Genomic DNA, 22730 nt, shown 5'->3' on the forward strand with positions numbered 1-22730 from the left:
AGATTCGTTTTCGTTGCCATTGGTGTCGCCACCTTCGGTTCCACTGGTTTCAGGTTCAGTGGGTTCGGTGGGCGTTTCGCCACCTTCGGTGTTTGCCGGGGCGTCGTTGTCGCCAGCGGGAGTGTCATCGCCAGTGGAAGGCGTTTCGTCGCCAGTGGATGCCGTCGCAGCAGAACCGGCGCAGTCCACCTTGATGCGGACCACATCGCCTTCGGTGCCGAATCAAGGGCCACGATGCCGGACGCACCTTCGGCAGGAATGCCACGGCCTTCGGCATCGGAGGAGAGTGCCTGGCCGTAGGTCACGTCGGCACCAAGTTCCACATGGCCGATACCGTCGTGCTGCACATCGACGCGGTTGCCTTCATTGACATCCACATCCATGGACACGCCAAGCACGGCATCGCCGGAACCTGCAAGTTTAACATTGCCTTGGGCTTCGCCAGCCTTGACGAAACGGAAAGCGGGGACGGCGGTTTCCGCCGTAAAGTTGAGGATATTGCCTTCATCAGGTACTCCTTATTGATTGTAACATTCTTCCGCAGCTTCGGCGAAAACTGAGCTTGCGCCCCTTTGCCAGCTGTTCATCGTGATACTTGCTGATGCGTACCGCCGCAGACTCCGAGTTAGGAGTCGCCGCGGGCGCAAATTCACCGAACTGGACAATCTTCGGTAAGGATTTTACCGTGTCGCCCAGAACCTGCATCGGGTTCATTCGTTCGTCGCCTTCGCCAAAGCAGCCTTCGCCATCGACAGGCAAGGCCTGCATAGCGCCAAAGACCTTCATGAAGCAATCCTTCATCGCCTGGTTGCAGCGGCCTTCAGCAATAGCATTGTCTAAAGTCTCAGAGAACGCCGCACCGGCTTTTTGGCGCTGCGCCGCAAGCTTGTCGGCCTTGAGTGCCTCGTTTTCAGCCTTGAGTGCGGCATTCTCTTCGCTCAACCGCGTCGCCTCGCTAGAATTACCTTCCGGGATAGATTCGGTCGGTTCGTTACGAGGGGGCGTTGTAGGCTGAGGATTCTGATTCCCGTTCTCCAGCGAATCAGAACCGTCGGTATTCGGTTCACCGAAAGAAGCTGTAGATTCCGCAGGCTTTTCCACAACAGGCTTCGGCTGTTGCGGGAAGTCCTTTGCGTCCTTCAAGACGCTTTCGATTTCTTCGATGTCCTTGATGGCGTATTCCGGGAAAACCTTGTCGGCAGCCTCAATGCCATCCTTCTCGATAAGCTGTTCGCGCTGGCTGCGGAACATACGTCCAATGCCGCTCAGCTTGTACACAAGCGTTTCAAAGACACTGCGAGGCACCAGGCGGTCCCATGCGAAAGGCTCTGCAAAGACGCACACGTCCTGCTCTGTAACGCCCTTGTCGGCTTCAGCAAACATTCCTTCACCGAAACACAGCGGGGCCATACCCTTCATAGCAGGGCCAACCGCACCGAGAGCGCCCAGATGCCGCAAGCCTTTTTTCAAGTTGCTGTAAATGGCTGCGGAAAGATACTTGAAGCCGCCCTTCTTCACTTCTTCGGCAAAGTCCGGGTTCACGTCGTCGAGCTTCACTTTCAGCACATTGTCTTCCACCTTGGAATCGACAATCGAGGCTACACGCGGATCGTCGAGTTTCGGGTGGCCCTTGACCATCGGCGGCTGGTAACCGGCTGCAAGCTGGTCATGGATTCCTTCGTTGAGGTCATTGAGGTCCGCTTCACTGAAGTCGTGTTCATTGCCAGCCATGTCAGTGACCTTGCCGACCTTGAACGCCTCGACCCATGGTTCCTTCAAATCTTCCGATTTCAGAATTTTGTCTTTCATGGCCTCAAAGATACCCGAATAAAAGCGAACGAGGACATGACATTGTCATGCCCTATGTCAGAGCCTATTGGGTAACTTTGCGAGGAGGTATATACCATGGATAAAACTTTCTGGCAAGAAGCATTGAAACAGTTCGGCATCGGCGTCATTTTCGCGCTGATGCTTGCCATCTTCTACACGAACGAAAACGCAAAGTGGGAAAAGAACGCCGCCAATGACCAGGTGCGCTGGGAAGCGGTTCTGAAACAGTATAGCGACGACCAGAAAAGGGCGCTTGACGCGATACGGGCCTGTTGCATGGAATCGCATACGACAGGGAGGCAACCGTGAGCAAGTCCGAACTCAAGCCCAAGGCGAAAGAATTTTACACCATTCACCAGATGAGCCTAGCTGACATTAGCCGCCGGCTCAACATCTCCACGCGCACCCTTCAGAACTGGAAATCTGAAGAACACTGGGACGAAGCACGTGCCGAAATCAGCGGCAGCGAAAAGAACTTTCACGCGCAGCTGTTCGAGCTGGGCGAAGTAATGGCCCGCAAGATCAAGCAGGATGAACTTGACGGCGTAAAGGTTGCAGCCGAACGCTACACCGCACTCCAGCGAATCATAGACACCGCCGAACACGCCCGCAAGTATGAGGCCGTGGCACCCAAGAAAAACAAGTCCGAGCTTTCCCCGGAAGAACGTGCCAAGAAGGCGCTCGAAGAAATCAAGAAACACCTGGGCGTATAATGGCAGCACTTGACGAATTCTTTTTTCCGTATCAAAAGCGGTGGCTAGCCGACAAGTCGAAAGTCAAGATTTTCGAGAAGTCCCGCCGTATCGGCGGCACGTGGGTGCAAAGCTTCGAAGACGTGCAGGACTGTATCGAGCAGCCCGGACTCAAGGTCTTTTTCAGCTCTGCCGACATGACCGCCGCAGCCGAATACATCGACTATTGCGAATCGTGGATTCAGAAACTCAACGCCATCGCAAAGGCCCTCGCCGAAATCAACTCCGAAGACATCGAGGACTGCGAATTTGCCGACGAGGACAAGGGAATCAAGAGCAAGATTATCGAGTTCAACAACGGTTCGAAAATCTACGTGCTCTCCAGCAACCCCAAGGCATTCCGCTCCAAAGGCGGTAAAATCGTGTGGGACGAAGCCGCCCACCACGAAAACGACCAGAAGATGTGGGCAGCCGCCAAGCCCGCCGCCATGTGGGGCTATCCCATCCGCATCTTGTCAACGCACAACGGCGTAAACTCGCTATTTTACAAGCTCATCGAGAAGTGCAAAAAAGGTGAACTTGACTACAGCGTTCACACCGTGCCAATCCAGCTCGCAGTAGAGGAAGGCGTTGCCGACCGCATCTGCGGCAAAAAGCTCTCCAGGAAAGAACGCGAGGAATGGCTGGAGCAGGAACACAAAGGCTGCTTGACCGAGGCGATATGGCAAGAGGAATACTGCTGCAACCCGCAGGACGAATCCAAGGCCATGATCAGCTACGACCTGATTCACAGCTGCGAGCGCCTGGGAGTGCTCGGGCTCGAAAAGGCCAAAGGCCCGCTCTACCTGGGTTGCGACGTGGCACGCCACCGCCACCTCTATGTCATCTACGTGTTCGAAGACATCGGCGACCGCCTAATTTGCCGTGCAGTAGAAGCCTATCAGAACAAGAAGTGGAGCTACCTTGAACAGAAACTCTACAAGTTCCTGAAACTCCCGAACCTTATCCGTGGCTGTATCGACCGCACGGGATGTGGCGACCAGTTCACCGAACGGGCCCAGGAAAAATTCGGCACTGTCAAGGTGGAAGGCGTTCTTTTCTCGAACACGGTAAAGGCCGACCTTGCCATCAACCTTTTGCAGGCGTTTGAAGACCAGAAGCTCATCATCGAGAAGTGCCCGAAGTTCCCGGGCATCGACACCAAAATCGAGGACGAACAGGCCGAAAGCATCCACGCCGTTCGAAAGATTGTCACGAGTGCGGGGAACGTGCGCTACGATGCCGCAAGCACCGAGCAGGGCCACGGCGACTTCTTCTGGGGAGCCGCACTTGCATACCATGCGAAAAACGCAAGTGACGCTGGTCCGGTATTCATCCAGACCGCAAATCCGTTCAAAGGGGAAAGCATGAATTTTAACGGTTTCTGACAATCGCACAGAAAGGCCCTTTTTAGCCCGTTTTTGTTTTGGACTAGTAAACGGTCATCCAATTTTAGAAAATCAAAATTCAACGAATTTGAACGGCCATTCAACGAGATTAGAAATACACCGAGGACTGCATGAGCAAAAAAAGGAAAAAACAGACCGAAAACACCCAGAACGGTGGTGAAAAACTCCGCTTGGCGACCGAAGTGGCCACCCGGGCGGCAGCGACTTTTGTCACGGGCGAAGATTACCTGCCCAACCCCGACCCTATCCTCAAGGCGCAGGGTGGGAACATCAAGGTTTACCGGAACTTTGTGGACGGGCACCTCGATGCCGTCAAGAGCAAGCGTTTCGCATCCATCACCAGCCGCACCTGGACCATCGACGGTAGCAAGGGCGACCCCAAGAAAGCGAAGATGCTTGAAGAATACTTCTGGAACTTGGAACTGCGCAACACCATTTCGCAGATGCTCCAGGCCATCGGCTTCGGTTTCGCCGTCCACGAAGTCGTATGGGATTCAGTGCCCACGGCCTACGGAACACTCATTCTGCCCGTTGCCATCAAGGACCGCCCGCAGGAATGGTTCCGCTTCGATGACGAAGGCAGGCTGCTATTCCAGAACAAGTTCAACGCGAAGGTTCCCGTACCCGACCGCAAGTTCATCGTGACCCGCAACCGCCCCACGGCCACCAATCCCTACGGCGAGCCAGTCTATGCCCGTTGCTTCTGGCCCATGGCCTTCAAGAAGGGCGGACTCAAGTTCTGGATGATATTCGTCGAGAAGTACGGCATGCCCAAGGCCGTCGGGAAGATTCCTCCGGGAGCGACCGACAAGGAACAGAGCACCTTCCTCAGGATGCTTTCTGGGCTTGTGCGTGACGCCGTGGCGGTCATCCCGCAGACAGGCTCCGTGGAACTCCTGGAAACCAAGATGAGCGGCACCAATCCCCACAGCGAAATCGTTGCCTGGGCGGATTCCGAAATCAGCAAGGCGTGGCTTGGCGAGACCCTCACCACCGAGCAGACAAATTCCGGCGGCACCCAGGCCATGGCCACCGTCCACAACGATGTGCGCCTGGACTTGGCCCTTGACGATGCCGCCATGATTGAATCCAGCTTCAATCAGCTTATCAGGTGGATTTACGAAATCAACTGGCCTGGCGAAAAGGTCATACCGTGGATGAACATCATTCTCCTGGAAGACATGCAGCAGGCTCGCCTCGAACGTGACGCAAAGCTCTCGCAGCTGGGAGTCAAGTTCAACGCCCAGTACATCAGCGACATCTACGGAATCGACGAGAAGTATTTCGAGATGACCGAAGTTCAGCAAGGCAGCATGTTCGCCGAACATGATGATGATTGTCATTGTTTCGCAGAAGGAAGCGTCAAGAACAAAATCGAGAAGATGATTCAGGACCTCTCCGCAGAGGATTTGCAGGAACAGATTGAAGAACTTGCAAAGCCGATTATCGACCTTGCGGAACATTGCGGCAACTACGAACAGTTCGAAGAAGAGCTCTACAAGATTCTCCCGAACCTGAGCAGCAAGAAAATGGACGAAGCCGTGACAAAGTGCCTGGTCCTTTCAGAAATGCAGGGCCGAGCCGATGCCTGATGAAAAGTTACAGAAAGAGCTCTCGATGCTGTTCAATCTCCCTCATAAAAAGGCGATTGAATACTTCGAAAAGAAGGTTGCTCTAGGTCCAAAGAAACATTGGGACTGGACGGACACGATGCGCCATGCTCACGACAGGGTTTTTGTCGTGGCAAAGGCGACGAGCATAGACTTGGTCAAGGACATCCACGCAAGCCTTCTAAAGGCCATTAAGGAAGGGAAGCCTTACCAAGACTTTGCGAACGACATCATCCCGACGCTCAAGGAAAAAGGCTGGTGGGGCAATATCGATGCCGTAAACAAAGACCAGAAATTGGTCAAGCCGATAAAGGTAGACCACAGAAGACTGCGAAACATTTTTAACACGAATGTAAAGACGGCATACGCAGCAGGTCGATACGAGCGGATGATGGAAGATGCCGATGTAGCACCGTATTGGCGTTATGTCGCCGTTCCGAAAGGTGCTGGAAACAAGAACCCGAGGGTGGAACACGCCGCGTTGCACAACCTTGTTTTCCGTTATGACGACCCGTTCTGGCAAACGCATTATGCCCCTAATGGTTGGGGCTGCCATTGCACCGTGTCCAGGATGACGAAACGGACTCTGGAAAAGAAGTTCGGCAAGCCTGCAAACGAGGTTGTGCGAGAAAGCAAGCCCGAAGATTTCGTGAGCAAGACAGAAGAAATCGAACGAACGCATGAAAAACTTGACGGAACGGTAGAAACTCAAAAGGTCAAAGTGACGACTACCGGCTACAAGGTGGGCAATACCGTCATTTACCCAAGTCAGGGTTGGGACTATGCGCCGGGTTCGTATTCGTTTGACTTCAATCGAATGCTTGAAGAAAAAATTACAAGTGACGCAGGAAAAGCCAACTTGAAGATGTTGGAACAGCTTTCCGATTCCATTAAAAAATCTTTTGCAAACGTCATTGAACAAGAGTCTGCAATTAAAATTCCTATCGGCAACACATTTGCTGCCGGTATGATTCCTCAAGATGTGTTCACAAAGCTTGCGGAAAAGGCTCCAGGACTAAATTTGCAAACCAGAATTTTGACCGTATCTGACAAGAGAATCTTCCATGCGCTGCGTTCAAATCATGATGCCATTCCAAAGGACATTTTAAAGCAACTGCCTGAAATTATTTCTTCGTGGGAGTGTACTTATGACGGAAGTAAAGGACTTCGTTTTTGGTCGCCATTTACAATCGACAATGGTGAAAAAAGATACATCGTTGTGTTTAAGCCAGATATAAGACATGCGAACCATCTATCCTTGCAAACAGGATACTCAATTAACAAAGATGATTTTAGGGAGAGAAACAAACTTAAATAAAAAAGAACGCGAGGCAGGGCGACAAACTCCTGCATACGGTTCAAGGCTCACGAAGTCCAAGGTAACCCAAGTGGCCAATCTCGTTCCACTAACTCAGCGCGTTCTTTATTCATAATATACCTCTTTTTTCGGAGAAAAGCAATGATCAAGGCTAAAATTGATGACAAAAATTGCAAAATTCTGCTAAAAGGCATCGAAAACAACGGAAAAAACATGTCCAGAGCGATGAGAACCATCGCCGTCGAGCTGGAGGAGTCCGTCCGGGAAAACTTCGAGGTAGGTGGTCGATACAGCAAGGCGGGTTCCCTGATAGGCGGACCCAAGAAATGGACCAAAAGCCAGCACGGCGGTTCCTTGATAAGAACTGGCAACCTTCGCGACTCCATCACAAGCGAAAGTGACAAAAATTCAGCGCAAGTCGGAACAAATATTGCCTACGCAAAAATCCACAATTTCGGCGGAACAATAGCAGGGCGCACCATTATCCCCAGAGAAAAGAAAGCACTCTCGTTCATATGGAATGGAATGCGGCGTATATACGCAAGAGTGACAACCAAAACCCGCGAAATTCCTGCCCGCCCCTTCATGGTCGTTCAGCCCGAAGACCTTGAAGGATTCAAAGAAACACTTATGGAACACTTGACGGAGGGGACCAAATGACCCTAGAACAGGCTCAGTTGCCCTTTGTTTTCAGGCTTCTTTTCAACCACGTTCATGTACCTGTAGATCGTGCGCTCGCTGACTCCGGTTTCAAACGCAAGCTGGTGAACAGGCTTGTCGAAGTTGTCGCGCATATAGCGGCGCACTGCTGTTGGGTTCATCCTGGCTGGGCAGGCTACATGGTTGCCCGCGAACTTCTTCCAGATACGTTTGGCAATATCGAGCCCGAGGGTGCTTGCCACCCACTTCAGGTCGTCATTCGGAAGGTCGTCGATTGTCAGGGAATCCCAGAAGCTCATTCTGTATTGCAAATATAATCAAAAAACGCGAAAAAAACAACAATGTAAAAAAGGAAATGAAAAAATGAAAACCCAAAGTAGAATTTTCAAGATGAAATCTTGGATAAAAGAATTGTTTGAAAATGAATTTTTCGTCGAAGACCTAATATGGTTTGTCGTGTTTGCAGGGGCTGCAATAGTGCTATTGGCCAAGTTCAGCTAGTAAGGAGAGCTCCCATGAATCCGTTTACAGACATTCGAAAATCATCCGTCGGGTTTATACCAAAGACCGGAATCCAGGAAGACCCGAACTACAGACTTCTGCTTCAGAAACTGTCAGACCTCATGTGTCAAAACATACGCAAGGACAAGAGCACATGGAGTTACGATTTCGTCACGCTCGCATTCTTGAGAGTCGAGCTGCAAAAGTTCAGCAAGCGAAAACAGGCATACAAGTTTGCCCGGAAAATGTTCAAGAAGGCAAGGAACATATTCCTCGGAAAATCGCTTGCGCACCTCAACGCATTCACCCTACTCATCATCAGCAAGGACCTGGTGCAGATACTTTCGGACGAACGCAACGAACGCCTAGCCGAAGGCGAGGGCGACACCTACCTGCGCCGCAACTTTTAGCGCTTGCAAAAGAACCAACCACCACAAACAAAGGAACCAAGATGAAACTCAAGAACAAAGTCTCTCTCATCGGCAAGCTGTCAACGCTCGCCACGCTGCAATTCACATGGCCCGCGTTCGTCAACGAATACTTCCGTGCCGAATTTCAAAAGGACGGCAACTTTACCGACAAGGACAAGAACGACCTGAACAAAATCATCCTGGCATCGTTGCTGCTCAATATCGCGGTCTTGGGACTGGCGATCGTGCAGGCCTACGACATCGTAGAATACGCCGTCAACCAAGCAATCCTTCGCCTGCCATTTTAAACAAAAGTTCTACGGCGAGCTTCAGCGTGAAAGCAGGCGTTTCGTTCTTTATTTTGTCCTTGAATTTCTGCCACAAGGTATTGTTACGGCTTGCATCAAGAAAGTCGTATCCGGTCGGCAGGATGTCAACGCGGCAGCCCCTAAAGTCGATACCGTTGAACGTATCGTCCGTGCATTCGCTTATAAAGCCGTGCTGTTCCAGGAGCCTTACGGTATATACGACATCGGCACGGTTACGCGACGCCGCAAACTTTTCGCCGTCCCATATTTCGCCCGCAGGAGTTCTTTCGATATCCTGCATGATTTCGCGAATAAGGTCCATGTCTCTTTTCATGTCAAAACTCCACGAAGATAATATTCCCTCTTACGCGGTAGCTTGGGCGGGGGGTGTTTCGGGTTCGGCGGTGGCTTGGGTGGTGGCGGCGTGGCGGGAGCTCAGGGCGAGGGCTACGACCTGGTTGAAGAGGCGGGAGAGTTCCTCGACGGTAGGCGTGGCGGTGCCGTTCTGCCAGGCGGCAAGCGTGGCGGGGCTTACCCCCACGAGCTGGGCGAGGCGGCTTGTGGGCGTGTTCGAAAGCTCGATGGCTCCCGAAAGGTCGATGTTTACCGAATTTGATAAACTTTGTTTATTTTCTGCAATTTGTTGGCTTTCTTCATTGATTTCTTGGCAAAAGTCGTCAAAAAAGCCGATTTCTGCCAATTTTTCTCTAAAAGAAGCCCCAAAATTGCGTTTTCCGCTTAGATACGCATGTAATTGAGGAGGACTAATGCCCATAGCATCAGCCATATTTTTGATTGTCGAGAACCTTTTTTTTGCAAAATTTCGTAAATCTTCTGCAGAAAAATCAACTTTGTTTATTTTTACTATTGACATTTGACTAAACATTGTTTATCTTTGAAGATGTAGCAGTGATTAACCACTACCACAAACAATTTACTAAAAACGAGGAAACCTTCCAAATGGACAATAATCTTACCGTGACGAAATTCTCATGGCGCAAGGCCGCCGAAAGGGTTTCCGAAATAGCCGGAAAGCCCTACAGCGCCCAGTATATAAGGGAAGTAGCCACCGGCTACCGCACCAACAAACAACTCGCTCCCATCCTCAAGGACCTGGGACTCACCACCAAAGGAGTAGCATAATGATCAAGAAAATTTTCGACGAAGAACCCGAAACCACCGCCGAAGGGTCTAACGAATCGTTATACCCTTTGGACGAAAAAGAACCCGAAATCCAGGGCGAGGGCGATACCGACTTCGACCGCGATGTCAGGGGCGAAACCCTGCCCGCCGTCAAGGAAGAACGACCCAAGGCCGAAGAACTCGACCCGACCACCGCGACCGCGCTCAAGCTGCGCTACCGTCTCTTCAACGGCGAAGACGGCATCCGTATGGTGCAGGACGAGAACAAGCAAGTGTGGTTCGTCGCCGACGACGTGTGCAAGGTCCTGGGCTACAAGAACACGGCTAAGGCTGTTGCCGACCACTGCGGCAAGGTTGCCGACTCGAAGGACCTGGTGGAAGGCGAAACCGAACTCTGCAAGAAGATTACGGTGGACACCAAGGGCGGCAAGCAGGCGATGATCGCCATCAACGAACCCGACCTCTACCGCCTCATCATGCGTAGCCGCATGCCCGACGCCCGCAAGTTCGAGAAGTGGGTTGTCGAAGACGTGCTCCCGACCATCCGCAAGACGGGCAAGTACACCGTGCGCCGCAAGATTGACTACGCGGCGGCCACCGACGCCACGACGGTCGCCCCTGCCGAAGAGAGCGTCCAATGCGAACTGTTCCCCAACATGATGCCCTCGATGACGTTCCCGAAGCCCTTGACCGAAAAAATCAACGCCGCGAAGCAGAGCCTTTTCGAACACGGCACGACCTTCCCTTCCAACAAGGACTTCCTGAAGTTCCTTGTCAAGAAGGGTATCGACAGCCTGATGAACTAAACAACACCGCCACACACCACCAAGGAGTTTTCCATGATTACCGCAACCGCAACTATCCCCGCCCGTCCCGCTTTCGTCGCCCCAGTCCGCCACTGCGACATCTGCGGTGCAGAAGCCCGCATCACCATCAACCGTGACCATTTCTGCGGCGACTGCATGAAGTCCCGCCGTGTCCGCGCTTTTCTCCTCGGTAAGGCCAGCCGCTAATGCAACCGATCTGGATTAGTTCAACGCAGGCTTCCGAGCTCCTGGGGATTTCCGAGAGGCAGGTGCGCCGCAACGCTTCCATGTGGGAATACCGCTGGGACGACGAAGGCGGCAGGAAGGTGCTCAAGATTAACGTGCGGAGTCTCCCCAAGGATGCCTCCGACCGCTACGTCATGGCGACACTCCCCGAAAGCACGGAAGTCCAGGTCCAGGCCGAGGACGTGGAAACGGTCATCAGGAGCTACGACCGCGCCACCGACCGCGCGAAGAAGAACTTCGACAAGTGGACGCTCATCCTGCTCAAGTGCGAAGGCATCACGGGCACCAAGGAACTCGGGCGTTTCGTGGACGACTGGAACCGCGCACACCCCGAAATGAAGACGAGCATCAAGAGCATCTACCGTCAGCGTTCGCAGGTCGGCGAGTGCGGGAAGATTGCGCTCATCAACCACCGCGAAGTGATGCACTCCACCGTACGTGACGCCTGGTTCGAGGACTTCAAGAACGCCTACTTGACCGCGAACAAGATAAGCGTGTTCTCCAGCTGGATGATTGCGCTCGGCAAGGCCATTGAACGCGGCGACGTGAAGGACCAGAGCGAGTTCCCGAGCAAGTCGGCTTTCAATCGCAGGCTCAAGAGCGAGTTCGCGCCCGACGTCATCTACTTCGCCCGCGAAGGCAAGAAGAAGTTCTACGACAACAAGGGCTTCCACCTGGACCGCGACTACTCCGACCTGAAGGCGGGGCAGGTGTGGGTGGGCGATACCCGCACGTGGGACGTGTTCGTGAAGGTGCAGGGGCAGGAAAAGCCCGCCACCTGCTACATCACGCTCTTCATGGACTTCAAGACCTACATGCCCATGGGCTGGTGCCTGCATCACGACGCCCCGGGTACCGAGAACACGCTCCGCGCCATGCGTCACGGCATCGAACGCTACGGTCTTCCGGAAGAAATCTACGTGGACAACGGTCGCGAATACCGCAACCGCGACTTCTCCGGCCAAAGCCGTGGCCACCAGATCGTGGAAGACGAGCAGTATGCCGAAAGCATGGCAAGCCGTCTCGGTATCAAGATGCACTTCGCCATCGTGCGTAACGCCCGCGCGAAGATCATTGAACGCAATTTCTTGATTATTAAAAACGGCTTTGACAGGCTGTTCAACAGCTTCAAGGGCGGCACCGTGGTCGAAAAACCCGAACCGCTGAAGGGCGTGCTCAAGAGCGGGAACTTCCTTACCTGGGAAGAGTTCTACGGCCTTGCGCAGGAATACATGACGATTGTTTTCCCAGGGCTCCCTTGCCAGGGAAAGCACCACAACGGCATGACCCGCCGCGAGCTCTGGAACGCAGAAATCGTGAAGCGAGAACCGATGCGCAGGGTGAGCCGCGAGACTCTCTCCATGCTGGTAAGCCGCACGGTGAAGGGCCGCATCATGCACATGGGTTTCCACCTGGCACAGCTCGATTCCTGGTACTGGGCCGAATGGATGCCCGTGTGGAAGGGCCGCGAGGTCACCTTCCGCTACGACCCCGACGACATGCGAACCGCCTGGTGCTACGACCAGAACAAGAAGCTCATCGGCGAATGCACACTGCAGAGCGCCGTGGGTGCTATGGTCAAGGACGACGATGCAGTGGGCAAGCAGCTGATTGCCGAAGGGGTCGCCCGCAAGCGCCACGAAGAAAAGATGCTCAAGGAAATCTGCCCCGACATGTCGAAGGAACAGGCCGAAGAGTACATCAGCGCGATGCGCACCGCCGTGGGCCCGCAGGACATCTTTGTGCCGCAAGGCCCGACGCACCTCACGCGCCACGACCGCGACTCCGAACAGCTCAGGGCAGAAAAGAAGGTGGGCAACGCCGACTTCTACAACATCGTCGATGGCGAAGTGGAAGAAAAGCCGAGCACCGACCTATGGGATGAACTCTTGACAGGCGAGGCGATGTAATGGACAACGAACAGCTCTTGAAAATCTACCGTGCGGTCGCCGGACCCGTTGCCGAAAACAACGTGGACAAGGCGCAGATGATCATCAGACACGCCGGACGTTTCCCGGACGATGTGGACCGGCACGAGATACGCACCTGGTACCGCATCAAGGAACGCCTGGTAAAGGCGGGACTCCTCTAGAACTTAGCCGATGGGGGCAGGCACACTTTGCCGCAACACAACACAAGATCTCCCTGAAACCGCCCCCGGAGGCAACCCTTTTAACCCAGCAACCATAAAGGATAGAATATGGACGCAACAATCAAGCAACTCAAGGACTACATGTCCCGCACCGGGGCATCACAGACCAAGGTGGCGAACGCCATGGGCATAAGCCCCGCAACGCTCAGCTACTTCATCAAGGGCACCTATACCGGCGACATCGACGCCATCTGCGAAAAGGTGAAGGACTTCCTCGAAGTAGAAGCCCAGCGCGAGACTATCAAGCAGAACGAAGGAATCGTGCAGACCAAGTGCTTCAAGACCATCCACAAGTTCTGCTCGCTGGTGCTCAGCCACCAGATCTGCGGGATGCTCACGGGTGACGCGGGCTGCGGAAAGACAACCGCGCTGAAGGCCTTCGCGAAGGCCCACCCGAGCGTCATCCTTATCGAAGCGGACCACGGCTACACCGCCAAGGCTCTCTTCGACGAACTCTGCGCAGAACTCGGTCTCGACGAGCGCGGAAGCCTGCACGAAAAGCTCGTGCGCGTCGTGAACAAGCTGAACGACTCGGGCCGTCTGGTCATCATCGACGAGGCCGAGCACCTGCCCTACCGTGCGCTCGAACTCATCCGCCGCGTCCACGACAAGGCGGGCGTGGGAATCGCCCTTTGCGGCATGCCCAGGCTCGAAAAGAACGTCCAGGGCGACAAGAACCACTACGCCCAGCTGAACAGCCGCATCAGCGCACCGTGCAGGGCGAAGCTCCTGGACAACGCCGACGTAAAGGCGTTCATCGAGAGCCGTTTCCCCAAGTACGAAGGCAACTGCATCGAACGCGCCGCCCAGATCTGCCGCCGCAACTTCCGCCTGCTCTCGCACCTCGTGATGTGGAGCAAGGAACTCATGCGCAACAACGACCGCGAAACCCTCGACAACGAAATCCTCGAAAGCGCATCCCAGATGCTCGTAGTGGCAAGGTAGGGCAAGATGACTACTCCAGCCGACAAGAGGACCGAACAGTACAGGCAGATCCACGGCCTTGTGCGCCTGCTCGGAATGAACGACGAAGCCTACCGCGACATGCTGCACGACCGCTACCAGGTCGAAAGCTCCAAGCAGCTCTCGACACAGCAGCGCAGTTCGCTCATCAAGAGCCTGCGCGAACAGGTCCACGGAAAGGTCCAAAAGTTCAATGAGCTCTCCGGCAGGGCCAAGCACAAGGCAAGCCCCGCACAGCTCCGGGCAATCGAGGCGATGTGGGCGCAGGTCAGCCGTGCGGAGACTTCCGAAGACCGCCGCAAGGCCCTGAACGCCTTCTGCAAGCGTCTCACCGGCGTGGAAGTGGTCACCTGGATCTGCAAGGACGACGCGAAGGTGCTCATCAAGGCGATACACGCCATGGGGGCGCAGAGCCCCGAAGAATTTAACCGAAACAAGAACAACAACCAGAGGTAAACCTATGGCAACAAAAGACAAAGACGGGAACTGGCTCGACGAGAAGGGACGCCCCATCCCCGAGCAGTACATTCCCGCGACAGACAAGAAGCGCGACGCCCTTGTCGAGCGCACCTTCAAGAAGGTCGTGAAGCTCGCCGAGAAAATCGCGGAACACCGTATCGAAATCGAAGGCAGCATCGACAAGTACCTCGAAGAACTCGCGAAGGAGAACCGCACCCGCGAGAACTGGAAAGGGAACATCCTGCTCTACAACTTCGACAAGTCGCTTGTCATCGAGCGCCGCATCAACGACCACATCGGCTTCGACGAACGCCTCCAGATGGTGAAGACCCTGGTGGACAAGTGGATCGCAAGCCGCCTCGACGGCATCGACGACAACCTCGGCAAGGTCATCGCCCAGGCATTCAACGTGGACAAGCAGGGCCGCGTGAACACCGCCATGCTCATGAAGCTCCTGAACCTCGAAATCGAGGATTCCGAATGGAAGAAGGCCATGCGCATGCTGAAAGAGTCGATCATCGTCAAGTCCTCCAAGCAGTCCACCACCTTCAAGCGGAAGGTGAAGACCGAGGCTGGCGAGACCTGGGAAGTCATCGTGCTCAACTTCAACGACGTGCCGCGCCCCGCAGCACCCGCAAAGAAAAAGGAAAAGGACGATGCCAAATAGCGAAACCCTCAAGACGCTCGACCTCTTCCGCGACCAGCTCGTTCTCGAAGCCGACTTCCAGTTCGGCTACGCGGTCACTCTCCGCCAGAACGGCGGGAAGGCGCTTATCAGCGGCGTAGGCTCAAGCCCGCAGAAGGCCATGGAAGACCTTGCCGCGAAGTGGGAGAAGGGCTAGTGAACAAGCAGCAGATCTTCCCGCTGGTACTCATCATCCTCGACCTTTTGGCAGCCGTCGTCTACGGAGTGACAGACATGAACGTGCGCAAGGTCGTCTACTGGGTAGCGGCGGCAGTTCTCACGATTACCGTCACGTTTTGAGCCATTGTCGTGGCGGTAGTCTCTGGGCGGTTGCGGTTGGCCACGTGCCGGGAGTTGTGACCCGGACACGGCGGGGTTCGAGCCCCCGCACTGCCCCGAACAACATCAACAAAAAGGAAGGTAAAACATGTACATCAAAATCACTCTCAAGGATTGCCAGGATATTGTAAACGAAAATTTGCAGGGGGGGGGTAAGCATTCCGAACTCGAAGTAGCCATCGCCAAGCACGCCATCGCTATCCATGAAAAACTGGATTCCGTCAACAACAGTCGGAATACTCTCTTCGAGGCGCTTTACGGCATCTATGTCAAGGCGACGAATGCAGCCGGTGAAGACCTGAAAAACAAAAGGTTAAAGGATCTGCAAGGCGCTAGCAAGACGCTGTTTGCCGCAAGCGTAGCACTTGACCAAGAGGCACAGAAACTGGCATAGAACTATGGCTCTGGCAAAAATCAAGACAGAAGAAGAACGGGCACGCCTTGACGCCATCTTCGCCGAAATCGAGGCGGAGGAGCGTGGCGATGCCACGCCCTTCGCGGACACCCGCACGCAGGAGCAGATTGACGAGGATAACCGCAAGGCGAAAATCGACCGACTCGCGAACGCCGAGATGAAGGAGTTTCTCGGCAACGTGAAGGCTAACGCCGGACACGGAGCTTACAAGACACGGTGGGAGATGATTCTATCGAAATTTATACTCGACCGTATGGCCCCGATGAACGTGGAACTGAATATACTCCGCAATTTTGCCATTGCCGTCAGCAACAGACTTGAAAAAGCGGAACGCTCCGCGAAGGAACAGGACAATCATCATTACTACAAGATATTTGCGGAAGGAGTCAAGGAACTTCTGGACGCGCTATAAGGAGACTAAATGACCGTTATCGAACAGAATACCATGGAAATCATCTGCGAGTATCTGCCTCGCATTGCCCAGGCTCTCGAAAAGATTGCCAAACGAGCCGAAAAGGACAAGGAGAAACAAAAAAATGAACCTAGCGTATAAGCCGGAAGTCCCCACCTGGGACAAGTATTCCAGGTGCGAAGAAATGTACAGCATCCGAAACCCGCTCCGCATCGAAATCCAGTGCGACTGCATTCCGGGAACCCTGGTGTATGAAATCATGGCGGGCTACATGACCGACTTCAGGAGCGGCCCTTCCGTCGTGAACCCGTTCATCCCGAAAATAGGCGACATCCTTCTTGCACTCGCCTGGCTCATCCACGATGTCAACTACCACGGCTTTTTGAGCAAGAAATATGCCGACCTGCTCCTGCGCGAAATGCTGGAACACGCAGGCATGGGCACCGTCAAGCGTAACGCCGTCTATTACGCGGTCAAGTTCTTTGCCGGTTCCCACTACAACACGCTCGACGAAGACCAGGGCGACATCTACAACCACAACAAGACCCTCGTGAAGATGCAGTGGCTCGACAGCAAGGGCTTCACGCTCAAACGCTTCAACGGCAGGGCAATCACCGCAAACGCATTCAGATGATTACCCGAAACGACATACTCAAGGTCATACAGACCACGGCAAAGGCGGCCTACTGCGTCGCCTTTGTCGCACTCGCAATAACCGTACTCTACATGGTAGCCTCATCACTATAGGAGTCAAAATGAACAGTCCGCTAGTATCCCACACCGAGATAAGCCCGAACAGGACTACGCCCCGGAACCACAAGATCGACACCATCACCATCCACTGCACCGCAGGCCACATCAACGTGCGGGCACTCGGCAAGCTGTTCGCAGCCAAGGCCCGCATGGCGTCTGCCAACTACGGCATCGATGACCAGGGCCACATCGCACTCTATGTCGATGAATCCGACCGCAGCTGGTGCAGCAGCAACGCCGTTAATGACCACCGTGCAGTCACCATCGAGGTATCGAGCGACGACACCGCACCGTATGCCGTGACCGCCGAGGCCTTTTCAAGCCTCATCTACCTGGTCGCCGACATCTGCAAGCGTAACGGCATCCAGAAGCTCCGCTGGTTCCACGACAAGGCACTTGTCGGCAAGCTGGATGACAAGGGCGAACCCGTCCAGAACATGACGCTCCACAAGTGGTTCAAGAACAAGGCCTGCCCCGGCCAGTACCTGGAAGAACGCATGTTCGAAATCGCCGCCAAGGTCAACGCGCTACTGTAAAGGAGTCGAAAGATGAAAGAAATCCTGATGAGCATCCACCACAAGTGGGCAGAACTGATCTACAGCGGCGAAAAGACGCTGGAACTCCGCAAGACAGCCCCGAAAGCAGCCATGCCCCTGATTCCCGGTGTGAAGGTTTACCTCTACGACACCGACCTTAAAAGTATCACAGGCGTCATATACGTGAATTTTTGCCACGAAATCACCGAAATAACGCCCAAGATTGTCGAAAATTCGTGCGTTTCTCTCGATAAAATCGAGAAATACAAGGCAAAAGGCAGGGGTAAGCTCTACGGTTGGGAGATTTGCGGCGTCGATGAATACGGCCCCGACTGGCTCCATCCCGAAGACTTTCACATCAAAAGGGCTCCGCAATCCTGGCAATTCGTGAGGTAAACACCATGGAATACGTCATGAAAGTCAAAAAAAGGAACTTTGAAGCGCTCATGAACGGCGACTTGACCTTTGTCATCCACAAGGTTGACAGGCTCTACAGCGCAGGCGACCGTCTGGTGCTCTTCGAGACCGACGGCGGCAACGAAACAGGCCGCAGCCTTACCGTGCGCATCACCTACATCATGCACGCCGAAGACTCCCTGGGCATCAAGGACGACTACTGCGTCGTGTCCGTCAAGCGCTCCGGGAAGAACACCCGCACAAACGTGGGCAACCGCCCGGCAAGCGAAGACGAAGCCGTAGAGTACGCCGCGAAGCTCGGCAAGTCTGCAGACTGCGCAAGGCGCTTCTACAACTACTATTCGATGACCGGCTGGAAGATGAAATCCGGGCTCCCGCTCTCTGACTGGCATGCCGCGCTCAGGAACTGGAAGGACTTCCAGGGCTCACAGAAGACCTCTGAACAGGCTGAAACCGACAGCCAGCTGGAGCTTTTGCTTCCCATGCTGCTCAAGAAAACGGCATCGCTCGCCAAGCAGAAAGAAAAGCTCGTATTCCACGATCCGTTCATCGGCACCGTGCTCCAGTTCTACGGCTTCGACCGCTTCGATTATAACTTCAACGTTTTCGAAGTCCACGAAATGGTCAAGAAATACGCCACCAGCAGGAAACTCGGCACGGGATGCCCGCAGATGCGCTCCCCGAACCCCTACGGCAAAGGAACACTCCAGGTGCCCACCATCGAAGAGTTCGCCGCCATACTCCAGAAGAAAAAAACGGAAAAAGCCGAAGGCTGATTTTCTACACCGCGAAAAATTTAACGGCAGGATGCAAAATCCTGCCTCTTTTTTATAGTTTCAATTCAATACTTACATTCAATTTGTCAATTCTGCGATTGGTGCTCTCAATAAATTGTTTCGGAGTCATACCAGCATATTTCTTGAAAAACTTGAATCCTTCTTCTGTTAAAATCACCTTATCACCAAATGTAGATGCAATAATTAAACCGATGAATTTTTCCGAGTATTCCTTCAATTCTTCTTTAGATAGATTACTAGCTATATCCTGACCATAAATCATTTGTCGAAATTTATTTTTCATTACATCTTCTGAATACGACATAAGATCTGGAGAATAAGCCTTTCCAGCTGCTACTCCATTGAATGTATTTCCAAGAATTTCAATAATGCTTAAATCATCAGATTCAGCCTTTTCGGCAAATTTACATTCTACGAATTCATCTATCATATTTTAAATATACTTTATCTCACGAAATGCGTCAAGCCTCAAAAACATGTCCGCACCAAATGTCCGCACCCCAATTTTCAATAAAAATTAAAAACGCCTTTAACGGCTTAAAAACGCCAATTCACAAAAAAAAATGTCTCACGAAAAGTGAAACATCTTTTTCCGCAAAATGAAGAAACCGCGAAAATAGCGAAAAAACGGCAAAATCAAAAAACACACTTTAATCGGGTTAAATGAGACAAGCAAACCCAATAAAATCAAGGCTTCCAGCTATATTCACTGATTTATTGCTTGTCTCATTACTTCCGCTTTGGCATAGCCGTCTAAAATCACGGACCATCTGCTCGTTAATGTCGGTGCACTCCAAGTCCGGACGAAAGTACTGTATTTTCTTAAGATTCCAATAATATGTGCGTACTGTAAGTGGTGCAAGATTTTCTTTATCTTGTTCCAAATAGTTTAATGCAACATCGTGAAAAAGCATTATGACTCCTTAAAAATGAAAGCCCTCGCAGAATTGCGAGGGCGCGCAAATTTACAAAATCTTATTTTCAAGGTTAAACAAAACAAAAAAGGGCGAGCGATAAAGCTCGTCCTTTTATAAACTTCCACGAAACTGGACTAGTTCCTGGTCAAGTTGTCCCAAGATGCCGTGAGCAGCTTGCAATTCGGCGTAGTGCCGTTATCCTCAATTGTGAATCCAGTATAGGGAGCGGCATCGCCAACATTTTCTGCCCTAAGAGTCCATTGACCCGTGGTTGCCGGGCAATCATTCAATTTTGTTTTTGCCTTGGCATACCAATTAGTGGCATCTGCACTACCAGCTCCATCCGGGGAGTAATCGAACACTTTAGACGCATAGGAATAAGACTCTCCCTGACCCGGCGCGCTGTATCCGATTTCCATCCATTTACCAACTTCCTGCTTTTCCTGGAAGTAAGCATCCTGCATATTGATCCAGGTTCCTGCGGCGGTCGGAACTTCAGAGGCCTTGGACTTGGCGATCATGCCGAACAGCTTAGGCACTGCGACGGCGGCGAGGATGCCCATGATCACGATCACGACCATCAATTCGATAAGGGTAAAACCTTGTTTCTTCATAGTGTACTCCTTGTTGTTTGTGACACACTTTTTTGAGTCCTGGCCCGGAATTGAGCGTCCGACTCGTTTACTTCCCTAATATACACAATTTTTTTCGGAAAAGCAATAGTTTTGTCAAACTTTTGTCATTTTTGTGTCATAACAACCTGGAGCAGACGCAAAAATTGCTTTTTTCGACCAAAATCGCCGTTTTAGGGGTGTTTCGGATGCTTACAATTATAGATTTTTTTCGCAAAAAAGGGGACTTCCGCCGAAATTTTATATTCCAATGTGGAATAAATCACACCCCTTTTGTCACGGTTTTGTCATTTGGAGGGGCGACTTGGCAAATTTTACCAACTAGTTGGCTAATTTAGCCAAATAGTTGGTTAATTTCGCAAAACAGTTGGCAAAATCAAACAACAACTTGGCAAACTATTGCTTTTTGTTGGCAAACTTTGCATTAACGAACAAAGTAAAGAGATGGAGCCATGCGTGCGCCCCCTTTTTACAATTTGTTCAATCGGCCAAAAAAAGATCGTATCTGCAGAAATCCCTGGCGTAGAGGTTTTCCACCGGCCTGTCTTCTACAAAGGCATGGGACGGACAAAAGGCTCCTTTGTCCGTGTCGGCGATTCGGATGAGCCAATGAGCGAATACGAAGTGTACAGCTACGAGGCGTTTCGCAGACACATCCGCGACGATGCCCGAGCCATTACCGAAGCGCCTCTTGACACCCTAAACAAGGCCGATGTCGAAAACTATGTTCGGCTATGCAAGAGGGAGCGCAAGAATCTTTCCGAAAATGTCAGCAGCGAGGAGATCTTGGAACTAATGGGAGTAATTCATTCCGGTGCGCCCACGGTAGCAGGAATTCTTTCGTTCTCAAAATACCCGCAAGGTTTTTTGCCCCAGCTCTGCATCACCGCAGTGCGGGTTCCCGGCAACGAAATGGGCGACCTCGGTGCGACCGGCGAAAGGTTTATCGACAACGCCAGGCTGACCGGGACCATCCCGCAAATGCTAGAAGATGCTATTTCGTTCGTCCAAAAGAACAGCCGTCACAAGACGGTCATTGACAAAAACGGGAAACGCACAGACACAGAAGAATATCCGTCTATCGCAGTACGCGAGGTTGTCCTGAACGCGCTGGTTCATCGCGATTATAGCGTCTATTCCGAAAGCACCCCTGTCCGTATCGAGATGTACGACAACCGCTTGCAAGTCATAAACAGCGGAGGATTGTACGGGAAAACCACGCTAAGTAATCTTGGCAAAATCAGGCCGGACACAAGAAACGCAGTATTAGCAAACATCCTCGAGATTCTAAAAATTACCGAGAACCGCTACTCAGGCATCCCGACCATACAAAAGGAAATGCAAGAGGCGGGATTGCCTCCAGCCGAGTTTTCCGTTCGTCATGGAGAGTTCTACGCAACACTATATAACTCGGCGAACCAGCCCGAATATTCCGGCAAGCCCGCCGACATTCTGGCCTTCTGTTCTGTGCCAAGAAGCCGGGCAGAGTTGCAGGGCTTTACAGGGATGTCACAATTCTATACCATGAGCCACATTGTCCAGCCGCTGTTGGAAAGCGGCGCGCTGAAGCTGACCCTCCCCGAAAAACCAAAGAGCAGCAAGCAGCGGTATGTAAAGGGCTGAATCACAGGATTCCCCTTGCGCCAAGACCCGCAGTTACGGCCCAAGTTTTCTCGACTAATATGATATTAGATATTAAATTAGTCAAGAAATTTTGAAAAAATGGAACGTTTTTGTGCAGCAAACAAACCGCGGTTTCACTGATTTTTCAAAAATTGGGGATTAAACGGGGCAATTTTGCGGGTTTCAATCCCCAATTTTAAGAACAAAGTAACAGAAAAATCAAAAATTCGAACCGCAAGTCCGGCGGAAAAGTTCATTTTGGGGATTGATTTGCAATTTTTCGCGTTTTCCATCCCCACCTAGTAGCCAAAACGGCGCCCTAGATTACATACAAATTATAAAATTGGGGATTAAACCCAATGTTTTCCGGGCGTTCAATCCCCAATTTCACGGTTTTGTCATTTGATGGCGAGAGCTGCGTCCACTTTTTCGGCGGGAACGCCAATGGAACGGAGATATTCCGCAATCCTAGCCTCACGGGCGGCGTTCTTTTCGCGTTCCTTCTGGGCTCCAAGTTCCATGCCGATTTTCTTGCCACGGCGAAGGCCCGCGCGGCGCCCGTTGCGCTCTGCAGCACGGCGGCGGTCGCCGGCAGTAACAATACCCAGTGCCTGTCCTATACTCATGCGCATACGCAACTCCTCTACGACGTCTTCGT

Annotated in this window: 34 protein-coding genes and 2 pseudogenes; 26 read left to right on the forward strand and 10 right to left on the reverse strand. The window is 52.6% G+C overall.

Features of this window, described 5'->3' with window-relative positions:
- The 3 genes and pseudogenes from CRO08_RS17330 to CRO08_RS07590 form a co-directional block, all read right to left on the reverse strand.
- Positions 1-204 (reverse strand): annotated as a pseudogene (locus tag CRO08_RS17330) (hypothetical protein); the annotation flags it as partial.
- An 89-nt stretch (positions 205-293) separates the two neighbouring features.
- Positions 294-497, reverse strand: a pseudogene (locus CRO08_RS17605) (DUF2190 domain-containing protein); the annotation flags it as partial.
- A gap of 10 nt (positions 498-507) precedes the next feature.
- Positions 508-1809 (reverse strand): hypothetical protein, encoded by a 1302-nt coding sequence (locus tag CRO08_RS07590; protein ID WP_097035757.1) that lies wholly within the window; start codon positions 1807-1809, stop codon positions 508-510.
- A gap of 96 nt (positions 1810-1905) precedes the next feature.
- Between CRO08_RS07590 and CRO08_RS07595 the strand changes: the two genes are divergently transcribed.
- The 6 genes from CRO08_RS07595 to CRO08_RS07620 all read left to right on the forward strand — a co-directional run bounded on the left by CRO08_RS07595 (position 1906) and on the right by CRO08_RS07620 (position 7558).
- Positions 1906-2139, forward strand: a complete 234-nt coding sequence (locus tag CRO08_RS07595; protein WP_097035758.1) for a hypothetical protein — start codon at positions 1906-1908, stop codon at positions 2137-2139.
- Complete coding sequence (locus CRO08_RS07600) at positions 2136-2543, forward strand: phage terminase small subunit-related protein (RefSeq protein WP_073323780.1); 408 nt, start codon at positions 2136-2138, stop codon at positions 2541-2543. Before CRO08_RS07595 ends, CRO08_RS07600 begins: the two co-directional genes overlap by 4 nt.
- On the forward strand, positions 2543-3949 hold the full coding sequence (locus CRO08_RS07605) for a terminase family protein (RefSeq protein ID WP_097035759.1): 1407 nt from the start codon (positions 2543-2545) through the stop codon (positions 3947-3949). Before CRO08_RS07600 ends, CRO08_RS07605 begins: the two co-directional genes overlap by 1 nt.
- Before the next feature lie 131 nt (positions 3950-4080).
- Positions 4081-5562 (forward strand): DUF935 domain-containing protein, encoded by a 1482-nt coding sequence (locus tag CRO08_RS07610; protein WP_097035760.1) that lies wholly within the window; start codon positions 4081-4083, stop codon positions 5560-5562.
- Positions 5555-6898: a phage minor head protein gene (locus tag CRO08_RS07615; protein WP_097035761.1), complete on the forward strand. Its 1344-nt coding sequence runs from the start codon at positions 5555-5557 to the stop codon at positions 6896-6898. The genes CRO08_RS07610 and CRO08_RS07615 overlap by 8 nt, the downstream gene beginning before the upstream one ends.
- A 141-nt stretch (positions 6899-7039) precedes the next feature.
- Complete coding sequence (locus CRO08_RS07620) at positions 7040-7558, forward strand: phage virion morphogenesis protein (RefSeq protein WP_097035762.1); 519 nt, start codon at positions 7040-7042, stop codon at positions 7556-7558.
- 2 nt (positions 7559-7560) lie between these two features.
- On the opposite strand, the gene CRO08_RS07625 is transcribed toward CRO08_RS07620, so the two are convergent.
- The gene (locus CRO08_RS07625) at positions 7561-7857 is read right to left on the reverse strand and encodes a Mor transcription activator family protein (RefSeq protein ID WP_097035763.1); all 297 of its coding nucleotides are present in this window, start codon (positions 7855-7857) and stop codon (positions 7561-7563) included.
- Between the two features lie 216 nt (positions 7858-8073).
- On the opposite strand from CRO08_RS07625, the gene CRO08_RS07630 reads away from it, so the two are divergent.
- A complete protein-coding gene (locus CRO08_RS07630) occupies positions 8074-8469 on the forward strand; it encodes a hypothetical protein (RefSeq protein WP_141398279.1) in 396 nt (131 codons plus the stop codon).
- A 41-nt stretch (positions 8470-8510) separates the two neighbouring features.
- Positions 8511-8777 carry a hypothetical protein gene (locus tag CRO08_RS07635; RefSeq protein WP_097035765.1) on the forward strand — a complete coding sequence of 89 codons (267 nt, stop codon included), beginning with the start codon at positions 8511-8513 and terminating at the stop codon, positions 8775-8777.
- Here CRO08_RS07635 and CRO08_RS07640 read toward each other — a convergent pair.
- Together CRO08_RS07640 and CRO08_RS07645 are read right to left on the reverse strand one after the other, a co-directional pair.
- Positions 8746-9111 (reverse strand): DUF2513 domain-containing protein, encoded by a 366-nt coding sequence (locus CRO08_RS07640; protein WP_097035766.1) that lies wholly within the window; start codon positions 9109-9111, stop codon positions 8746-8748. The two genes, CRO08_RS07635 and CRO08_RS07640, sit on opposite strands and share 32 nt — an antisense overlap.
- Before the next feature lie 30 nt (positions 9112-9141).
- A complete protein-coding gene (locus CRO08_RS07645; protein WP_176495094.1) occupies positions 9142-9663 on the reverse strand; it encodes a helix-turn-helix transcriptional regulator in 522 nt (173 codons plus the stop codon).
- Positions 9664-9737: 74 nt separating this feature from the next.
- Between CRO08_RS07645 and CRO08_RS16980 the strand changes: the two genes are divergently transcribed.
- From CRO08_RS16980 to CRO08_RS07710, 17 genes are all read left to right on the forward strand, one after another.
- Positions 9738-9920, forward strand: coding sequence for a hypothetical protein (locus tag CRO08_RS16980; RefSeq protein ID WP_173345742.1), 183 nt, complete (start codon positions 9738-9740; stop codon positions 9918-9920).
- Positions 9920-10726: a BRO family protein gene (locus tag CRO08_RS07650; RefSeq protein ID WP_176495095.1), complete on the forward strand. Its 807-nt coding sequence runs from the start codon at positions 9920-9922 to the stop codon at positions 10724-10726. Before CRO08_RS16980 ends, CRO08_RS07650 begins: the two co-directional genes overlap by 1 nt.
- Before the next feature lie 33 nt (positions 10727-10759).
- Entirely contained in the window at positions 10760-10933 is a 174-nt protein-coding gene (locus tag CRO08_RS16985) for a hypothetical protein (protein WP_175549894.1), read from the forward strand.
- Entirely contained in the window at positions 10933-12882 is a 1950-nt protein-coding gene (locus tag CRO08_RS07655) for a Mu transposase C-terminal domain-containing protein (RefSeq protein ID WP_097035769.1), read from the forward strand. Before CRO08_RS16985 ends, CRO08_RS07655 begins: the two co-directional genes overlap by 1 nt.
- The gene (locus CRO08_RS07660; protein WP_097035770.1) at positions 12882-13064 is read left to right on the forward strand and encodes a hypothetical protein; all 183 of its coding nucleotides are present in this window, start codon (positions 12882-12884) and stop codon (positions 13062-13064) included. Before CRO08_RS07655 ends, CRO08_RS07660 begins: the two co-directional genes overlap by 1 nt.
- Before the next feature lie 108 nt (positions 13065-13172).
- A complete protein-coding gene (locus CRO08_RS07665; protein ID WP_097035771.1) occupies positions 13173-14069 on the forward strand; it encodes an AAA family ATPase in 897 nt (298 codons plus the stop codon).
- Positions 14070-14075: 6 nt separating this feature from the next.
- The gene (locus CRO08_RS07670) at positions 14076-14543 is read left to right on the forward strand and encodes a regulatory protein GemA (protein ID WP_097035772.1); all 468 of its coding nucleotides are present in this window, start codon (positions 14076-14078) and stop codon (positions 14541-14543) included.
- A 4-nt stretch (positions 14544-14547) separates the two neighbouring features.
- Positions 14548-15213 (forward strand): DUF3164 family protein, encoded by a 666-nt coding sequence (locus tag CRO08_RS07675; protein WP_097035773.1) that lies wholly within the window; start codon positions 14548-14550, stop codon positions 15211-15213.
- On the forward strand, positions 15203-15388 hold the full coding sequence (locus tag CRO08_RS07680; protein WP_097035774.1) for a hypothetical protein: 186 nt from the start codon (positions 15203-15205) through the stop codon (positions 15386-15388). The genes CRO08_RS07675 and CRO08_RS07680 overlap by 11 nt, the downstream gene beginning before the upstream one ends.
- Positions 15388-15531 carry a hypothetical protein gene (locus CRO08_RS16990; RefSeq protein WP_176495096.1) on the forward strand — a complete coding sequence of 48 codons (144 nt, stop codon included), beginning with the start codon at positions 15388-15390 and terminating at the stop codon, positions 15529-15531. The genes CRO08_RS07680 and CRO08_RS16990 overlap by 1 nt, the downstream gene beginning before the upstream one ends.
- A gap of 127 nt (positions 15532-15658) precedes the next feature.
- Positions 15659-15964, forward strand: a complete 306-nt coding sequence (locus tag CRO08_RS07685; protein WP_097035775.1) for a hypothetical protein — start codon at positions 15659-15661, stop codon at positions 15962-15964.
- Between the two features lie 4 nt (positions 15965-15968).
- Positions 15969-16397, forward strand: a complete 429-nt coding sequence (locus tag CRO08_RS07690; RefSeq protein WP_097035776.1) for a hypothetical protein — start codon at positions 15969-15971, stop codon at positions 16395-16397.
- A 9-nt stretch (positions 16398-16406) separates the two neighbouring features.
- Entirely contained in the window at positions 16407-16538 is a 132-nt protein-coding gene (locus CRO08_RS17340; RefSeq protein ID WP_255252292.1) for a hypothetical protein, read from the forward strand.
- Positions 16522-17031 carry a DUF1353 domain-containing protein gene (locus CRO08_RS07695; protein ID WP_097035777.1) on the forward strand — a complete coding sequence of 170 codons (510 nt, stop codon included), beginning with the start codon at positions 16522-16524 and terminating at the stop codon, positions 17029-17031. The genes CRO08_RS17340 and CRO08_RS07695 overlap by 17 nt, the downstream gene beginning before the upstream one ends.
- A gap of 121 nt (positions 17032-17152) precedes the next feature.
- Positions 17153-17686 carry a peptidoglycan recognition family protein gene (locus CRO08_RS07700; RefSeq protein WP_097035778.1) on the forward strand — a complete coding sequence of 178 codons (534 nt, stop codon included), beginning with the start codon at positions 17153-17155 and terminating at the stop codon, positions 17684-17686.
- A 12-nt stretch (positions 17687-17698) separates the two neighbouring features.
- On the forward strand, positions 17699-18082 hold the full coding sequence (locus tag CRO08_RS07705) for an ASCH domain-containing protein (protein WP_097035779.1): 384 nt from the start codon (positions 17699-17701) through the stop codon (positions 18080-18082).
- A 17-nt stretch (positions 18083-18099) separates the two neighbouring features.
- Positions 18100-18879: a DUF3850 domain-containing protein gene (locus CRO08_RS07710; RefSeq protein ID WP_176495097.1), complete on the forward strand. Its 780-nt coding sequence runs from the start codon at positions 18100-18102 to the stop codon at positions 18877-18879.
- A 52-nt stretch (positions 18880-18931) separates the two neighbouring features.
- Here the strand turns inward: CRO08_RS07710 and CRO08_RS07715 are convergent, their stop codons facing one another.
- The 3 genes from CRO08_RS07715 to CRO08_RS17505 form a co-directional block, all read right to left on the reverse strand.
- A complete protein-coding gene (locus tag CRO08_RS07715) occupies positions 18932-19330 on the reverse strand; it encodes a hypothetical protein (protein ID WP_097035781.1) in 399 nt (132 codons plus the stop codon).
- 229 nt (positions 19331-19559) lie between these two features.
- The gene (locus CRO08_RS17610; protein ID WP_097035782.1) at positions 19560-19814 is read right to left on the reverse strand and encodes a phage integrase SAM-like domain-containing protein; all 255 of its coding nucleotides are present in this window, start codon (positions 19812-19814) and stop codon (positions 19560-19562) included.
- A gap of 137 nt (positions 19815-19951) precedes the next feature.
- Complete coding sequence (locus CRO08_RS17505) at positions 19952-20431, reverse strand: type IV pilin protein (RefSeq protein ID WP_097035783.1); 480 nt, start codon at positions 20429-20431, stop codon at positions 19952-19954.
- 417 nt (positions 20432-20848) lie between these two features.
- Between CRO08_RS17505 and CRO08_RS07730 the strand changes: the two genes are divergently transcribed.
- Positions 20849-22072, forward strand: coding sequence for an ATP-binding protein (locus tag CRO08_RS07730; protein ID WP_141398280.1), 1224 nt, complete (start codon positions 20849-20851; stop codon positions 22070-22072).
- A 398-nt stretch (positions 22073-22470) separates the two neighbouring features.
- On the opposite strand, the gene CRO08_RS07735 is transcribed toward CRO08_RS07730, so the two are convergent.
- The gene (locus CRO08_RS07735) at positions 22471-22704 is read right to left on the reverse strand and encodes a hypothetical protein (RefSeq protein ID WP_141398281.1); all 234 of its coding nucleotides are present in this window, start codon (positions 22702-22704) and stop codon (positions 22471-22473) included.
- Between the last annotated feature and the right edge of the window lie 26 nt (positions 22705-22730).

The sequence above is a fragment of the Fibrobacter sp. UWT3 genome (genome assembly GCF_900230125.1).
GTDB lineage: Bacteria > Fibrobacterota > Fibrobacteria > Fibrobacterales > Fibrobacteraceae > Fibrobacter.

Excerpts from the sequence above, each read along its gene's own strand:
- CRO08_RS17610 (WP_097035782.1), bottom strand. The coding sequence starts at position 19,814 with ATGCTTTTTCACGATGTTGCATTAAACTATTTGGAACAAGATAAAGAA.
- CRO08_RS07690 (WP_097035776.1), top strand. The coding sequence starts at position 15,969 with ATGGCTCTGGCAAAAATCAAGACAGAAGAAGAACGGGCACGCCTTGAC.
- CRO08_RS16980 (WP_173345742.1), top strand. The coding sequence starts at position 9,738 with ATGGACAATAATCTTACCGTGACGAAATTCTCATGGCGCAAGGCCGCC.
- CRO08_RS07610 (WP_097035760.1), top strand. The coding sequence starts at position 4,081 with ATGAGCAAAAAAAGGAAAAAACAGACCGAAAACACCCAGAACGGTGGT.
- CRO08_RS07735 (WP_141398281.1), bottom strand. The coding sequence starts at position 22,704 with ATGCGCATGAGTATAGGACAGGCACTGGGTATTGTTACTGCCGGCGAC.
- CRO08_RS07640 (WP_097035766.1), bottom strand. The coding sequence starts at position 9,111 with ATGAAAAGAGACATGGACCTTATTCGCGAAATCATGCAGGATATCGAA.
- CRO08_RS07650 (WP_176495095.1), top strand. The coding sequence starts at position 9,920 with ATGATCAAGAAAATTTTCGACGAAGAACCCGAAACCACCGCCGAAGGG.
- CRO08_RS07670 (WP_097035772.1), top strand. The coding sequence starts at position 14,076 with ATGACTACTCCAGCCGACAAGAGGACCGAACAGTACAGGCAGATCCAC.
- CRO08_RS07705 (WP_097035779.1), top strand. The coding sequence starts at position 17,699 with ATGAAAGAAATCCTGATGAGCATCCACCACAAGTGGGCAGAACTGATC.
- CRO08_RS07645 (WP_176495094.1), bottom strand. The coding sequence starts at position 9,663 with ATGTTTAGTCAAATGTCAATAGTAAAAATAAACAAAGTTGATTTTTCT.
- CRO08_RS07635 (WP_097035765.1), top strand. The coding sequence starts at position 8,511 with ATGAAACTCAAGAACAAAGTCTCTCTCATCGGCAAGCTGTCAACGCTC.
- CRO08_RS07595 (WP_097035758.1), top strand. The coding sequence starts at position 1,906 with ATGGATAAAACTTTCTGGCAAGAAGCATTGAAACAGTTCGGCATCGGC.
- CRO08_RS07660 (WP_097035770.1), top strand. The coding sequence starts at position 12,882 with ATGGACAACGAACAGCTCTTGAAAATCTACCGTGCGGTCGCCGGACCC.
- CRO08_RS07655 (WP_097035769.1), top strand. The coding sequence starts at position 10,933 with ATGCAACCGATCTGGATTAGTTCAACGCAGGCTTCCGAGCTCCTGGGG.
- CRO08_RS07620 (WP_097035762.1), top strand. The coding sequence starts at position 7,040 with ATGATCAAGGCTAAAATTGATGACAAAAATTGCAAAATTCTGCTAAAA.
- CRO08_RS07665 (WP_097035771.1), top strand. The coding sequence starts at position 13,173 with ATGGACGCAACAATCAAGCAACTCAAGGACTACATGTCCCGCACCGGG.
- CRO08_RS17340 (WP_255252292.1), top strand. The coding sequence starts at position 16,407 with ATGACCGTTATCGAACAGAATACCATGGAAATCATCTGCGAGTATCTG.
- CRO08_RS07625 (WP_097035763.1), bottom strand. The coding sequence starts at position 7,857 with ATGAGCTTCTGGGATTCCCTGACAATCGACGACCTTCCGAATGACGAC.
- CRO08_RS07615 (WP_097035761.1), top strand. The coding sequence starts at position 5,555 with ATGCCTGATGAAAAGTTACAGAAAGAGCTCTCGATGCTGTTCAATCTC.
- CRO08_RS17505 (WP_097035783.1), bottom strand. The coding sequence starts at position 20,431 with ATGAAGAAACAAGGTTTTACCCTTATCGAATTGATGGTCGTGATCGTG.
- CRO08_RS07605 (WP_097035759.1), top strand. The coding sequence starts at position 2,543 with ATGGCAGCACTTGACGAATTCTTTTTTCCGTATCAAAAGCGGTGGCTA.
- CRO08_RS07675 (WP_097035773.1), top strand. The coding sequence starts at position 14,548 with ATGGCAACAAAAGACAAAGACGGGAACTGGCTCGACGAGAAGGGACGC.
- CRO08_RS07710 (WP_176495097.1), top strand. The coding sequence starts at position 18,100 with ATGAAAGTCAAAAAAAGGAACTTTGAAGCGCTCATGAACGGCGACTTG.
- CRO08_RS16985 (WP_175549894.1), top strand. The coding sequence starts at position 10,760 with ATGATTACCGCAACCGCAACTATCCCCGCCCGTCCCGCTTTCGTCGCC.
- CRO08_RS07590 (WP_097035757.1), bottom strand. The coding sequence starts at position 1,809 with ATGAAAGACAAAATTCTGAAATCGGAAGATTTGAAGGAACCATGGGTC.
- CRO08_RS07715 (WP_097035781.1), bottom strand. The coding sequence starts at position 19,330 with ATGATAGATGAATTCGTAGAATGTAAATTTGCCGAAAAGGCTGAATCT.
- CRO08_RS07700 (WP_097035778.1), top strand. The coding sequence starts at position 17,153 with ATGAACAGTCCGCTAGTATCCCACACCGAGATAAGCCCGAACAGGACT.
- CRO08_RS07695 (WP_097035777.1), top strand. The coding sequence starts at position 16,522 with ATGAACCTAGCGTATAAGCCGGAAGTCCCCACCTGGGACAAGTATTCC.
- CRO08_RS07685 (WP_097035775.1), top strand. The coding sequence starts at position 15,659 with ATGTACATCAAAATCACTCTCAAGGATTGCCAGGATATTGTAAACGAA.
- CRO08_RS07680 (WP_097035774.1), top strand. The coding sequence starts at position 15,203 with ATGCCAAATAGCGAAACCCTCAAGACGCTCGACCTCTTCCGCGACCAG.
- CRO08_RS07630 (WP_141398279.1), top strand. The coding sequence starts at position 8,074 with ATGAATCCGTTTACAGACATTCGAAAATCATCCGTCGGGTTTATACCA.